Source organism: Desulfonatronum parangueonense, assembly GCF_054656975.1.
The window spans coordinates 3,069,283-3,084,560 of the sequence record NZ_BAAHXH010000003.1 but is presented as its reverse complement, the minus strand read 5'-3'; the positions used below and the strand labels follow the sequence as shown (position 1 = coordinate 3,084,560).

General features: G+C 49.2%; 10 protein-coding genes. All 10 read right to left on the bottom strand.

Translation table 11 applies throughout. The features are described 5' to 3' along the window. Positions 1-39: 39 nt before the first annotated feature. The gene (gene cysC / locus ACYQ15_RS13995; RefSeq protein WP_459939589.1) at positions 40-627 is read right to left on the bottom strand and encodes an adenylyl-sulfate kinase; all 588 of its coding nucleotides are present in this window, start codon (positions 625-627) and stop codon (positions 40-42) included. A gap of 317 nt (positions 628-944) precedes the next feature. Beyond that, positions 945-2,240: a polysaccharide pyruvyl transferase family protein gene (locus tag ACYQ15_RS13990; RefSeq protein ID WP_459938125.1), complete on the bottom strand. Its 1,296-nt coding sequence runs from the start codon at positions 2,238-2,240 to the stop codon at positions 945-947. 375 nt (positions 2,241-2,615) lie between these two features. Further along, positions 2,616-4,226, bottom strand: coding sequence for a hypothetical protein (locus tag ACYQ15_RS13985; RefSeq protein WP_459938124.1), 1,611 nt, complete (start codon positions 4,224-4,226; stop codon positions 2,616-2,618). Between the two features lie 132 nt (positions 4,227-4,358). After that, on the bottom strand, positions 4,359-5,309 hold the full coding sequence (locus tag ACYQ15_RS13980) for a glycosyltransferase family 2 protein (RefSeq protein WP_459938123.1): 951 nt from the start codon (positions 5,307-5,309) through the stop codon (positions 4,359-4,361). 73 nt (positions 5,310-5,382) lie between these two features. After that, positions 5,383-6,462 (bottom strand): GT4 family glycosyltransferase PelF, encoded by a 1,080-nt coding sequence (gene pelF / locus ACYQ15_RS13975; protein ID WP_459938122.1) that lies wholly within the window; start codon positions 6,460-6,462, stop codon positions 5,383-5,385. A 102-nt stretch (positions 6,463-6,564) separates the two neighbouring features. Continuing rightward, complete coding sequence (locus tag ACYQ15_RS13970; RefSeq protein WP_459938121.1) at positions 6,565-7,806, bottom strand: glycosyltransferase family 4 protein; 1,242 nt, start codon at positions 7,804-7,806, stop codon at positions 6,565-6,567. Between the two features lie 30 nt (positions 7,807-7,836). Then, positions 7,837-9,858 carry a glycosyltransferase family 2 protein gene (locus ACYQ15_RS13965; RefSeq protein WP_459938120.1) on the bottom strand — a complete coding sequence of 674 codons (2,022 nt, stop codon included), beginning with the start codon at positions 9,856-9,858 and terminating at the stop codon, positions 7,837-7,839. 791 nt (positions 9,859-10,649) lie between these two features. Beyond that, a complete protein-coding gene (locus ACYQ15_RS13960) occupies positions 10,650-11,381 on the bottom strand; it encodes a hypothetical protein (protein ID WP_459938119.1) in 732 nt (243 codons plus the stop codon). Positions 11,382-11,759: 378 nt separating this feature from the next. After that, entirely contained in the window at positions 11,760-12,920 is a 1,161-nt protein-coding gene (locus tag ACYQ15_RS13955; protein ID WP_459938118.1) for a glycosyltransferase family 61 protein, read from the bottom strand. A 123-nt stretch (positions 12,921-13,043) separates the two neighbouring features. Next, positions 13,044-15,179, bottom strand: coding sequence for a hypothetical protein (locus ACYQ15_RS13950; protein ID WP_459938117.1), 2,136 nt, complete (start codon positions 15,177-15,179; stop codon positions 13,044-13,046). Between the last annotated feature and the right edge of the window lie 99 nt (positions 15,180-15,278).

Here is a 15,278-nt window from a genome sequence, read left to right as displayed (position 1 = left end):
TTGTATCAATAACTTGAAACAAGTAAAGAAAACTGCAGATCACAATGCATTTGCTGCTTTTCGCATAATAATGACTTTTTCCTTCACCAGAAACCTGACCAGTCGGTCAACGCATTCATCCAACGGATATTGATCCGTTTCAATGATCAGTTCAGGTGATTCCGGGGGGTCGTAAGGTGCGGTGATGCCGGTCATGCCCGTAATTTGGCCGGCCCTGGCCTTGAGGTACAACCCCTTGGGGTCTCGTGCCTCGCAGGTCTCGAGTCCGCATTTCACGTAGCATTCGTAGTAGGGCACATCGGCCATCAGTTCACGGACAAACAGACGGCTTTCGCGGTAGGGCGCGATGAACGCGGCAAATACGAGAATCCCGGCATCCACCATCAGCTTGGCCACTTCCGCGATACGACGAATATTTTCCTTGCGATCCTCAGGCGAGAGCTTCAGGTCTTTGTTCAAGCCGTGGCGGACATTGTCGCCGTCCAGCACATAACTCCGTACACCCATCTGGTACAGGCGCTCTTCCAAGGCATGGGCCAACGTGGATTTCCCGCTACCGGACAGTCCGGTAAACCAGACCAAGGCGCTACGATGACCGTTTAAAAGATGACGATCGCCGCAGTGAATCTGGGACTGGAAGGGATGGAAAAAAGCATCTTCAGTCGATGAGTCGGGGAGCTTTGGATTTTTGCAAGGTGTGATCATGGCGTGAATAGTTGTACGTTAAAGAAGGAATAATCACCTGTACCAGTCGGTTACGAACCCGATTCGTAACTGCTCAAAAAGGTTGGGCACAGACTGCGCGTTACCTTGAAGCTGGATTCCCGCCTTCGCGGGAATGACTTCACTGAGAACGCTTTTACAAGCACGTCATGCCCGCGAAGGCGGGAATCCAGACCATGTTTGCCACGGTTTATTGAGCAGTTACCCCAATTCAGATTCTTCTACTTCAGCAAGGCTTGAATACGTGCTTCAATGTTCGCAAACATTGGTTCCCAGTCATCCTTATGTGCTTTACGCAACTCCGCATAACTGGATCGGATCCGGCCGGGCAGTTCGGAGTTGGAAAAAATTTCTTCGATTTTTTCTTTTGCCCAATCGTATGTAAAATCAGTAACAGATGCCACATAGTCGGCGAGACCCACAGATTGAAAAAAATCGTTGCACTTGGGGTCGTAGGAAATAATCAAAGAGGGCACTCCGGCATCCAGTGCAAGGATCGTGGGGTGTAGACGCATGCTGATCATCAAGTCGAACTTGCCGTAAAGGTACTTCAAAGCCGCCGCATTTGAAACCTCCTCCTCGATAATCACCGCACCTTGAATCTTCATGCGAGATCGCACCAGATGAGCGATCTGCAGGTCTGTCTGCTTGGTGGGTTGTGGCTGATGATCGGTGCCGAGAAAAAAAACGTCGGCATGCGTCTGCTGGACATAATCCAGGACTGAGGCAAGGGTCGACAAGTTCGCCTCCCTTGCACCCAAAGCCTCGACGTAACGAGGCTGGTAGTCACGAACGCAAACCACCGCCCGTGGCCGGCCTTGTGTGGAGTATATTTGCTGCTCTACATGGGAAAAGGCTTTATCCGGTTCGGCTTTGAGAAAAACCGCAGCATCTGTGGAATCAACCACCCGCGTTGCAATGCCGAGTCGGGTCAGGGCCGGCCGGGAGAATTTGTCACGCACAAAGAGGATGTCGTAACGATTTAGAGCATTGCGAACTAACGGTGCCCGCCAAAGACGTTCGGGAAAAGACCAGGCAAAAGGCCCGCAACTCACTCCCACATGATACCGTCCGGCTCCGTAGTATTTTGCTGCCTCAAGAAAAAGCCAACGTGAGGCAGCCATTTGCGAAGAAACCCATCGATCATTCCAGTTGGGCCCCCCTTGATAGATGACTCCTGCGCAACCCTGCAGCGTATCACGCAACGCCTTAAATGCCGAGTGCGGTAATGATCTGCCTCCGCTGGTTCTGATATCTCTCATTCTCTTTGCCAAATGCATAGGGAAAGTCCAGCCGCCGTGACAGGGGATTGAAGGTAACACGCCAAGAACTCTGTCTTTTTCCGAAATTTCAGGAAGGCTTCCGAAAACATCAGCCCGTGGGCTATGAACATGTATCGGTATTGAAAAGCGAGACTTCAAAGCCTGGAGGATACCTTGCCCGATTGCCGTGTCCCCAACTGTAGGAGCAATGCCTGAAAAACAGATGAACGGTTCAACGCTCGTTTTTTGATACATACAAGATGTCCGTGTTGAATGTCAGCCTCATAGGCAACCAGATCCATCTTTAATTAAGGCAGGGCATTATGGCTAAATTCGTCTAAATTCGCCTGTCATTTCAGATTCTGGCTACTGCTCTGGGGTGATGCTGTTGAGAATACTTCTCGCGACGTAACTATTCAGCATATACGGTGCATGGCCAGTCCCCAGAACTGGATTCCGGCTTTCGCCGGAATGACGGATCGGAGTAAGTCGTTTCCATGTTAGTCATACCGGCGAAGGCCGGTATCCAGTTCTTATTCTGGCTCTGATGGTAGTTACCTCGCGACGAGCAGTCTGAACGACAGGACCTGTTGCAAGTGGTTCGTGCGTCAGGACGTATTTGCCGACTTGCTAAGCGCGCCGTATGGCTCGACGCAGGGCACGTAATCGATCACGAGCTCGCTCACGAAGAGCCATGAAGCGAAGGAAACCACGAGGTTCGTTAAATGGAACAGATAGCAATTCCGGCCAACTGAAAGCGATCATATCGTGCTGCAGTTGGCCGGATTTGCGATAGGCACATGGAAGGCGAAGCATTTGTTCGATATTGAAGCCCGAAGCCATGAGACTGGCAGTATGAGGAGTGCCCGGATACAAATAGCGAACTGGAGCCTCCCAGCATCCCAACCTCTGTTCAACGTACAGCAGATCAAAGACATCCGGCGGTGAGTCACGGATCCATGCAGGGAGTTCGGCGAGCCATCGTTCTGCGGCAACAACGGTGGATTCAGCCACCGGTGCACCAACGCACTTGATCACTTCTTCCACGGCAGCCGGTTTGTCGGAATCCCGGGCTGTCCAATAATAGGCGCGCCCTGTTTCTCCGGCCATGCCTGCGAGATTGAGCCCGGAGAAGGTGTCGCCTTGCCCTGACGTGGCGGCACTTGCCAGACTTGGCCCGGAAACCGCCTCGCCAATCCGGACGAAGCCTTTCAAGATGCCCAGTCGGGGGACCTGTCGAATCACGCGCCGATGCACATCGTGAGGGAGTCGCATAATTTTGGCCAATTTAACGGCGGCTTGAAGATCTACGCAGCTACCGAGATCCGAGCCGAATGACGTGTTGAGTCGGAAATCAAAGCGTTCTTCGTGGATCAACGGTCGTGCAATCGCTGCGATTGCTCTTGAGTCGCGTCCGGCCGACATAAAAATTTTAAATGATGAGTGCCGGTTGGAAAGTCCCCAAAGGAGCCGTCGGGAGTGCTCGACCATGCGCTCCGCTCCTGTCGCTCCATGTTCGAACTGCTCCAGTTGCTGGAGAGGCCAATGCCGAACGGCAACGAATGAATCGAGATCAAGATAGTGATTCGGCAACAACCTTTTCACACCCTTGAAAGCCGTCAGTCCGAGGGAATAGAACCTCTGCCGCGCGGGCAGGTTGAAGACGCGACTGATCTCGATGTCTCGTGCAGTTTCGGGGATGAGGTTATGGCTCGTCGCCACCACCTTCGCCGAAGGACTGTACAAGACGGAATGCGTGGGACCAGGATATACGCGCTGAAATGATTTTTCCCCATCTCTTCCAAATATGACGGCAATCCACATGCCCTCGAAGCCTTCTTCACTCAACGATGCGCCCGTGTCCGTTCTCCCGAAAAGAATTCGCTCCACATCCTGAGAACACGGCTGTCCCCGCACGGGTAGGTTAATCATTTTCTCTGGTAAAACAGCTTCACCGGCATGCAGATAAAGTTGCGGCTGAAAAATCCAGCCAATAAAATTGCCGTCCATGCATTCAAGCCGGCACACGTGTGTTTGGGGATGAGCGCCTAGATGCCAGCCATCGTGGTGAAAATGATTCCAGGATTCCGGAAGCCATTCCCGACAAGGCGTAAGCAACCATTGCCGGTACAGCTCCTGGACAGGTAACGGCGAGATGCGGTCGAGAGCGTCAAAATCTGATTTTTCAGGAAATCCATATTCAATCGCTCTTTGCAATTTTGTTGAGGGAATGGACGTCACAAGCACTCCTTTTCGGCCGCGGTTTTTTATTTCCCGATGCAGTACCCCCTAACTGGAGCACTTCTGAATAATCAAGGGTTCAAGTGTATATTATCTATTCTGCATGTTCATATCTATGATTCCATGCAAGGGCTATGTAAAGATTTTTGATAAATACTGGGATAATCTGGTTTTGTTTTTTATTCCAAGAAATGTTAATCCTATCCAATTCATGTAACTTCCATTTGGCTTCCTCAATCCACACAGCCTTCGATATTGACGATAGCAATGTTCTGCGTAATCGGGGAAATCAGCAATTGAACTACGCGCCAAGGCATAATATCCTGCACCTAATGCGTTTCTATATTTGGCGTTCAACATATTTTTTTGGTTCAAAATTTTTTCCAATTTGATAAAAACAGCAAAACGTGAATCCAAAGTTTTTTTGCTTTTAGTATCTGATATGGACGCTTTTATATTCTTATGTGAGGTAATAAGAACGGGTGGAGCATTCTCAGCGTAGATAAATCGGGCCCCCTCAATGAGAGCTCTCATCGCAATATCCCCATCCTGGTTGGCATGAAGAGTTTCGTCCCAGCCACCAGCTTTCAAAAAATTTTCACGCTTCCAGAAAACGCTGGATGTGAAAGCCCACCATTCGTGCTTGATCCAACTTTCAAGCAGATCCGAAGAAGGACAACGTCTCATTTCCAAGGTTTCGATAAATTCGCCATCAATAAAATAACCTTTTCTCGATGGCCCATATATATTTGCATCCCTATTAACGGCGGCCTCGTTCAAATACTCTTCAAGATGGTTTACAGCTAAAATATCGTCTGAGTCCAGAAATATGACATAGTCACCGGATGATTCATTGAAACCACGATTTCGAGCAACGTTGGCCCCCCGATTTTCCTGATGGATATATCTGACTTTGGGACCAAGAGTAGCACCTATAATTTCACGAGTATTATCTTCTGAACCATCGTCAACAACAATCAATTCATAATTTGTGTAGGATTGATTCAGGACACTTTCAATGGTATTCAGAATACAAAAACCATAGTTATGGGTAGGAATAATGATACTTACCATAATATTCATTATATTTCTACGAAATATTCGGTATCTTTTGCATACAAAATAAATAAAAAACTAAAGTAAGAATTGATTCAATTCAAGAATTCATGTATAATGATGCATACTTTGAAATCGATTTGTCGAGTGAATAGTTATCTTCAACATATCTTCTGCCCGCGGAACCATATCTTTCCATATTGTTTTTATTGAAAAGCATTTGAAGAATTGCTTCGGCCATTGCTTCAGGATTGCGATGTGGAACAATTATTCCTGAATTGGAATTGTTCACGACAGAAGGTACCCCCCCAACATCGGTAGCAACAACAGGTTTCCCCGCAGCCATGGCTTCAAGAATACTGAGCGGCAAACCCTCTTTCCATGATGCCAGAACGAATAAATCAATACAGCTCAAGATGTTGGGAATGTCGGAGCGCGTACCAAGAAATTTCACATTATGCTCAAGGCCAAGCGCATCACGCTGTTTTTCAAGATTCTCCCGTTCGGCGCCATCACCAACTATCAACAACTTGGCCTTTGGCAGCTTGTCGACCACTGTTCGAAATGCATGCAACAACATCGAATGATCCTTTACCGGATGAAGCCGAGCAACAATACCAGCCACGAGATCATCTGCCGCAATACCAAACTGCTCTCGATTGCACGACGAGTTCTTAAATTTTTGAAGATCTATGCCATTTACGATAGTATGAACCTTGGATTTGGAAATCTTTACTTTTTGAACGAGGAAATCGCTGGTCTCCTTGTTCACACCTGTGACTGCATTGCAGAATCGAGATATTCTGTGCAGCCTTGAGCGATATTTTTCAGGAAGAAGCGAATAATATTCATGCTCTGTATGGATTAAGCGAGCACCGCATAATAGAGCTCCAGGCCAGGAGTAGAACAATTGGTACAGGTGGTGGGTATGGACTACATGCGGCTTGAAGGACCGCATTGCGTTCCAGATACGGAGCATTGGACCCAAAAATTCAGTTGGCTTTCGGTCAATGACGTATGTTCTCACATTATTCGTATCGAAAACTTCTCTGAAATGTCCATCATATTCCAGTGAAGCAACAGCATGCTCCACGTTTGTATTCAACTTCAATGCGATATCCCTTGCAACAGATTCGGACCCACCAACATTGAAAGCATATATGACCTGCATCACGCGCATATTTTTTTTCATAACATCAACTATTTTTATAGCTATCTAAGTTTTCCTGCATCACTCTCAGGTTTATCTATAAATTGTTTCTCCAAATTGTCGTGCTCTCATCTATCTCTCCAATAACTTCTGTATTTCAAATACAAGCGATCGGGTACATTTTTCACGATCAAACTCATCTTCCACCTTATTTCTGGCTGCATGACTCATTTCTCTCAAAGATTCCCTGTTTCTCTCTGCCCAGCAAATCGCATCAGCCAGTCCAGCTACATCCTCCGGTTCCACAAGAAGCCCGTTTTGCTTGTGCTGAACAAGTTCCGGGATTCCGGAAATACGTGTGGCAATGAGGAATACCTCCATGGACATTGCTTCCATGCAAACTATGGGCAACCCTTCGTTTCGAGATGAGAGAACAAAGACATCTGAATTCCGCAGTGATTCGATGATCATTTCTTGCGGCTGAGCCCCCATAAATTCTATCAACTCATAGATGTTCAGGGTTTGAGCAAGATCTTGCAGCTGATCCTGAAGCGGCCCCGCGCCGATCAGTTTGAGACGGAACCGCACGCCTCGCTTTTTAACCTCTGCCAAGGCATGCAAAAGGACGTCCTGCGCCTTTTCCGATACAAGCCGGCCGACAGTGATGATTCGCAGCTCATTTCCCGAAATAATTTGTGATTGATGTTCCCGTTTGAAAAGTTCAGTATCAATCCCACAATGAATAATTTTAATTTTTTCTTTAAAGATCCCGAATTTCTTGACCATCAGATTTCTATTGTATTCGCTGATTGCAACGACCAGGTTTGCTTTGGAAAGAAGTTTGGAAACTTCTTTTGCAGGAATCGGATCATCGCGCAGGTCGTAACCGTGAGTGGTTACGCCGAAAGGCAATCCTGTCCAATCTGATAATGCCTTGGTCCATTTCAGATTTTCATCGGCAAAATGCGTGTGCACGTATTGCACCTTGTAATCTAGCAGAAACAAGGCATAGGGGGCGGAACTCATGTAATGCCATCTGTGGTTTTTCTTCAGGGCACGAAAAAAACAAAAGATGGTTTTGATTGGCTTCCGTATCGCTAGGTTCATTATCGCCCGCAAGGATTGTACTTTCGAAGGCGTTTCAATCTTTTTGAACATTCCCTGTTCGAGTAATCTTCGCGCCGAAGGCTGAAGAACTGATCTGTTCAAGCCATGATTGAACGTCAGAACATAAGGCATGATGTTAAGATTCATCATGGAAGCCGCTTCATCCGAAATGAAAGTCAAACTCGGTTCCGGGAAGTAATTCAAGATGTAACAGATGCTTTTCAATTCAGCAGCAAGATGAAGCCCGTCGCTTGAACTATCCAGCATTGTAAACCAGGAAATTGCGTTGAATGAAGTTCATTTCATGAATCCCAGTCGATTCGAGACATGGCTGAGCCGCCGTCGACTGTTTCTGAGGAACATACGCAGCGCGTCCGGGATAAAGATCTTTTTCATCACATCGTGCACTTCCCTGGAGTTCGGCGCAAGGAAGAAGGCCTGCAGAGCGAGCCTGCGCGCTCCATTGACATCGTCCCATCCCGGTGTCAGGTGGCGATGTGCGCTGTCCACCAGAAACAGATGCGCGAGTCCGTGCTCCCGCATTTGTGCGCCATGCTTTCGGTAGAACTGGAGCCGAGCCGCCAGATTCTCCTTAACCTTCTTTGAACGTCTTGCTTCTACCCGGTATCCTTTCGAAAAATCATGATCATTATACCGGGCAAGGGACATGGCGACATAGTCGACCTTGTACAGGCGACTAATCCGCAGCCAATAGTCATAATCTTCGATTGCCGGCAAGGTTTCATCAAAAAAACCAACCACTCTGATGACATTGCGCCGCATCAAGATACTGACAGGTCCACCGTGGAGGAGATTCCTCACAAGCAGTTCTTGATAAAGTTCGCCCCGTGCGCAGGGGATGGTTACTGTACGGCTTCCGTCTTCGAAGACGGTTTCCACGCCGGTGTAGATCAATCCTACATCCTCCGGGGAGCGACGCATCAGTTCAACCTGCAGGGCCAGCTTTTCCGGAAACCATTCATCGTCGTCGTCCAAAAACGCGACAAGGTCTGCCCTTGCCTCACGCAAACCGCGATTGCGGGCCGCGGCAACGCCGCAATTTCGTGCTTGCCGGAAATAACGCAAACGCCGGTCCTGATAGCTTGCAAGTACTGATGCTGGATCGTCTCCGGAGCAGTCATCGACCACAATAACTTCAAAATCCCGAAACGTCTGACCAAGGACGCTGTCGATCGTGCGCTGCAGAAGATGAGCCCGGTTGTACACGGGAATGATCACGCTGATTTCAGGTCGATCGACGTGTCTGGAACGCTTCGTCTCCATGACAGCGGTTACCGAGAATGAAGTATTCAGCACCTCTCGCGCCCGATCGAGGCCGAACCGGAAATCTTCACCCATCTCCCGCGCCTCGGCGGGGATTGGTCTTGCTGCGGCAGGCTCCCTGCGCAAGCAGTTCACGAAGGATTTCGTTCTAGTCAAAAGCGAAGGAGCGCATTCCCGGCTTCTTCTTCGGGCCCTCTCGCCAATGCCGCCGTAATGCCAGGCTGCGTCAGCCGCTATCATGCTGAAGGCCTTGCTTACTGATTCACGGTAGATATCGATTTTACCCTGCTCTTCGAGCATATTGACGATCTTTTCAATCACCAACATCCTGCTGGCAAGACCATCATATGAAAACCTGCGGCCACTCAAAGAAACCTGTCCCTCAGGAAGTCTGCGGTAGTACGCCAACCCAGAGCGAATCTCCTCTAACGCAATGCCAAGGGTCAGAGCGCGCATCATCAGATCGCCATCATCATTGACATGGATTTCCGTCCCCTCGTCCCATCCGCCAGTGCGGACGAAGGCCTCTTTCGACCAAAGAACAGCGCAGGGAGGATAATACCAACCCGTCATCCAGGCAGCGAGGGCGTCCTGATGAGGTTTTCGGGGAGTGCAACTGGCAGGTCGGCTGAGCCACTTGTCCCCCACGAGTTCCAGACGGCGCCATGGGCAGGCGACGATCCGCCCAGGCTTTGCATTCAAGGTGTTTGAGAGCGACTCCAAGACATTGGGCGAAAGCACGTCGTCCGCGTCGAGAAACATCAGGGCATCACCTTCAGCAATTGAAGCTCCAAAATTCCTCGTTTTCGTCGCTTGCCCAAAACGTTGTGAAAAAACCTGCACGAGACCGTCGCAAGCTGTTTCGAAACGGCGAGCGATGGCGAGGCTTTCGTCAGTGGATCCGTCATCGACAACGATGATCTGATCAGGAAGTCTGCTCTGATTCAGCACCGAGCCGATCGTTTGCCTCAAATACGGTTCCGCATTGAAACATGGGATTATGACGGAAAGCTTTTGTTGTTCAGATATTGGCATTACGGTATTGAAAAAGGTTCATCAGGTTTTGTTGATGTTCGAAAGTCCGCTAACTTTCAGCACACCTGTGATGAATCACCCATCTGCACCGGATTCAGGCGACCACAGGAATGACTTGTGACAGCATTCTTTTTTACATTTGTCATGCCGGCGAACCCCGGCGTAGCACTATCCCTTTTTCTTTTCGAATCTTGCCAAATAGATCCGAAAGTTCAAAATAATATTTGGCATTACCCATGTCTGTTTTCTTCAGACTATGGCGGGATCCAGACATGTGATTCAAACTTTAGGCCAAGGTGTTGATAGTAAGTAGTCGAATATGAATTTCGTATTCAATTGTGGTGTTAAAGTTTTGTGCGTAGCAGGTGTAACCGCCACTATAAAATGGTTGATTAGCCTCATTTTTTTCCACTAGCTTGTTCAGTTAATTATAACAATGACTTCAGCCGACCCTTCGTCGGTGAGGCATCCTGCTGCGCATCCGCAGGGCACAACTGCAAGGTCGGCAGAGTCACCTGTTCTTGAAGGTTCAAGGCGACGCCAAGAAGCACAGGTAGCTATGCCCTCAAGTCATGCATTCCAGGGCACATGAGAGCGATTCAAATGTCCTTGGAGCTAGCTAGCACAGGCCGGGAACACCAAAGCAGTCTTATTCATTAAACAGACGAAAATGAGGACTTGGGTCAAATTTTAGACTAAGCTTTTGATGTAGATTCATGTAGATTATTGGATCACAATAGTTTTTGAAGATCTGAAACTCCGTCTTCATTATGCCTGTAATGAATTGTGCATTATAACTTTTTTCTAATTTTTGATAATTTTGTTGTAATTACGTCAGGCCAAACCTTCTCTACATGGCGCGGCTGCCGACCTTCAATAATACGATCAAACAGATGAAGCGCATGTTCAGGCGTAAAATCGCCCGAAGCCACGGCAGGCCAACTATTCACGGATGTTCGGTCAGTAAATCTATTTCGGTGAAAAAGCATAGGAACATGAGTGAAGCCTAATGCGGCAAGTGCAGCCAAGCGGTGTTGTCCGCCCCATGGGAGAGCCACGTAGCTGTTATCATCTTTCAGCAAGTAACCGAGTAAATGATTTTTTATCGAAGAAACCCGGTAACCGGTTTTATTTATGGAACCAATGATGAGTACGATTCGCCTCATTTCTAAATCGGCTTTTGCTGAAGACAGTGGGCCAAAAAAATTGAAACCATCTTCACCCGTCAGTTGCTTGCCAAACTGGACTGCATCTCTTTGCATAAATTCAAAACGACGTGATTTCACCTGTGGTCCAGGTGTGGCAAGCCAAGGAAAGTCGAGTTCGACAGCCTCCTTCCAATGCAGCTTTGAATCGTGGTCATTTTCGGAAACACCCGCGAATTCTGCTGCGGTCCGAGGTTGGACGTGTTCAAAATAATATTTAAGGGAAGATTGATTGTATTCATGGATATTTCGTTCAAGATATTCCTTCATGGCCAGGACATAAGGGTGATAAGCTGTTGCCGAAGGTGGAAATCCCATTGGTCCTAGTGTCCGGCAATTTTCCAAAGGCACGTTGAGTAGCACAAGTTGCCTGGGATCCGACCGCGAGAGCGCATCGAATGGATCAGAAAGAACGTTGCGGAAGTCTACGGGGTCTGGGACGTGCCGCTTCTGGTCGACTCTCTCAGCTACGGCAAGCAAGAACTTTTTCAACCTCTTTCTAACGGAAGGGGGCAGACATCCCGCAAGTGTGAATAGATACCGCATCTTTTATAGACTGAAAGCTGAAAAGGATCGAGTTACACCTGATTGAATCGATCCTCCATTAAGCGCAAAATGTTGTCCACTGGCCCTCTGTTTCAATATGGTTGTGTCGACTACACTCACGATTTTGCTCTGCTGTCGCACAACCTCGCCTCACCCGGCGGGAGGTGGTGTCAAGCGGCGAATGACTTCGCTGACTGCCGCCGGATCAACGCGCAGGTCTTTTTCCAGCGGATGGAGATCCCCGACAGATTCGGCCCGAATCAGCCAATAATCGTGGCCCATGGCTGAAGCCAAGGCATAGAAGTTGGGGTTGGGAAAGCTCAAGTCGGCGATCTCGATAATTTGCGCACCTTCCGGACAGAAGATCATGTTGGTCAGCCCGGCTCCGTGGGGGGCAGCCAGTATCGCGGTTTCGCGCATCAAATTAACCTGATCGGAAAACGGCAACTCCTCCATGCATACCCGTTGAAACCCCTGCCGCTCGAGCAGCGGCCACACCTGGTCCTCGTTGATCAGCCGCCGCCGCTTCGCTTTGGTACGGCTGATGAACACCTTCCTGTCCGGGGGAGCCGCATCGACTATTCCCAGAGCCTCGGGAATCAGCCGTAAAAGTTCAGGCCGGAAACGATCGGTTCCAATGATGGTAAGATTTTCCACGAAAAGTGGACGACTTGGGTCATAGGTATGAAAATCTTCAGGATTCATGCCCAGCAAGCGCAGAGAACCATCCATGGCCCTGGTCCGTTCAGGTGGCAGAAGGACTCCATCCAGCAAATTCCGCTTCTGGAGCAGAAGCAACTTTGGAAGATGGGCCGTGAGCCAATGTGAGTAATTGTGATAGACCCGTTCGGCGAACCATGTCGCGTTTTTCAATCTGACCGGTGGCTGCGACTGGCGTAACGTGAGCGCATGCAAAGGCCGGAATCGGAACTCGCGCATTTCCAGTGCGCGAGAGTCGCGGTTGAGAATGGCGGGAAAAAAATCATTGTCCTTGGACGGATCTCTGTACCAGGTAATGAGGCAATCCGGTAATGTCGCGATGAACGTCTCATCGCTGATTCGGCGCGGCACATCCCGAAACGAATAGCCCCACCAGCCTCTGTCGTCAGGAAGCTCTTCCCCTGAATGCACATTGCAAGGGAGCGGATTTCGGGCTTCGGTCACGGGGTGCACGATTTCATATCGAAGTCTTTTGTCGTTGGGACTTCGACGACGAAAATATTCCTGCACGGTTTCATGTTCCACACGTCGATAGCCGAACCAGCTTGAAGGGACCCCGCGAGCAACGCTTGCAGCGGCGATCGTGCCCATTATCCCGCGGAGGTAAAGATTTGTTCGGGTGAGAAAAGTCGAATGGTGCATTGTTGGTCAAATAGTAGTTAAGATTTGATGTATGGGCCTTTGGTGGAATTGTCGCCTGAACAGGTCGAGCATCTACTCAAGAACCCGCATTCGCTTGATGACCGGCGGCTTACCTTTATCGCGCGGGTTGTTCTCTCTTCCGATATCGGGAGAATCACCCGGTATGGAGTCATACATGTGAGGGACGCGAGCCCGGGCAGGACCGACACCGGATAGCGTCGATTGACTCATTATCCAGGGAGCGTCCTGGCTGATGCCGTAGTACTGACCAAAGTGCTTCCATTGCCAGATCAGCCCGCCCTTGTTTGAGGAAGGGCTGTTGTTCGCGGTGTTGATGACGACCTTGTAAGCGTCAGACAAGCGCATGCCGTTAAGCTCCACATCGCCATGCGTCTTGAGAGTAAAGGCGATCAGGCGCGCGAATTCCGGCAGTTCCCAATGATTTCCCGGAGAAGAGGGTGGATTGACCATGGAATAGGGCTGTCCGTGTGTGACATAACCCCATGTCGAATTACCGGATTGATACCGGGTATGGCCGGGAGGGAGTTCATGGATGTTTTCCATGACGATCCGCGTGATTTCATATACCAAACCGGGAATTCTCTCGTCCGCCTCGATGTTCAGGTAGTAGTCGATCAGGAAATTAGCCGGAAATATGCTTTGAAACACGGGAATCGGTCTTTCTCGATTAAAACCGTTGCTTCGAATCCCCACGAACTTGTTCCTGTAATCACCCATAGCGGCTCCACTGACGTCAGCATTCAGACCACCGGTTAAGGGTCCTGTAGAAAAATTACCATTGGTAATGCTGCTTCTTCGAATCTGCATGTAACCGCTGTAGGGAAAAGGTCCCAAATCCTCCCAATCAGATTTGTTCGAACTCCATTTGAATAGATTACCGTCCGACGTTCTGTGCCACATGTGGTTGTGGATGGGCGAAGATGGTTCCTGATCGCTTTGCGTCAGGCTCCGGTCGAGCCTGGTAGTGGCATTCATGTTGAAGTACAGGGCAAGGCATTGCGCCTGGACATCTCCCTGGCTTACGACAAATCCATCAAGATAGTGGTCCGGAATGTTACCATCCCAGTTGTTGAACGGAACCCAGACAATATCCCATTGATGCTTGACCAGAGAATTGAGCGCCCATCCAATATGATCCACGTAATTCACCTTTGCCCCGGACCAGAAAGTATGTACAGGGATTGTAGCATCAACCATCAAAGCGGAAAACAATGGTGCAAACCTATTATAGTTGAAGCGTGGGTAGTCCCAGTGACCAGTAAGCAATCTCTGGTCGGAGGATTGTTGGTCGACAATTTGCGAGCCTTGAAAAAGAGTCCTCTGGGCGAAAGCAGCCACCGCTCCCCAAAAATCCCTATAGCCCGTGAGAAGATAAGCTATAGCATAGCTTTGCGTTCTCGGGCCCTGCGGTTCGGTTCCGCTCACCCAGCAACCATTGTTTGTGTGGTTGGGCCACTCCACATTGTCCGGATTCGTCACTGCGGCATCCTTACAGCCGCTGTTTTTTTGGGGAAAATTGTACCCAGCCCAGTAGTTCGTAATGTGGAAGAGCATTTCATTATAATACTTGATGTCCCCGGTTCTTGCCCATAATGCGGCCATTGCCTTCGGGTTCTCGTAAACGGAACGGCCTCTGTTCTGGTTTTGGACCAGGGCATTGAATCGATCCGCGGCAAGTGCGGTAAACTGTTTCTCCTCCTCCGGCGTGCCCTGGCCAGCGGGAAGTAGGTACTGGAAAACGATGCGGGTGGACGAGATATAGCTGGGGTCCGTGGGCAGGATGACGTTGTTGTTCATCACGGTTTCTAGAGTCGGCCGGCGATATGGGGGATCGGGAAATAGGCGAGGCGTGCCGTCGATTACTATTCTTGCCGGTATGGATTCATCCTTACGCATGGAGTACTGAAACTGGATCAGCGCCGACCGAAGGGTCCCGTCATGATGGCGTCCCCTCAGGGCCGTTACATTCGCAGGCACTTCATTCCCGGCAACAATGACCTTTAACTTGCCTTCGCGGATCATGTCTTCCGTAACAAGCCCCTGCGGAAAAGGAAAACCGCTGCTGATCTGGCACATACCGGAGCCGTCCTGGTGGCGAATCACTTGGGCGTCAATGAGGACGGATGAGAAGCCTGATGAAGGAAAATACAAGAATATCAAAAAGAAAAAAATTATTCTGGCCAACATTAAAAAACTCCTGATTCAAAAAATGAAAAAATACTACAAAATGCAACTTAAGCGGAGCCAATGACCTACTCGGTATTGATAAAGAAACATCACGGGAAT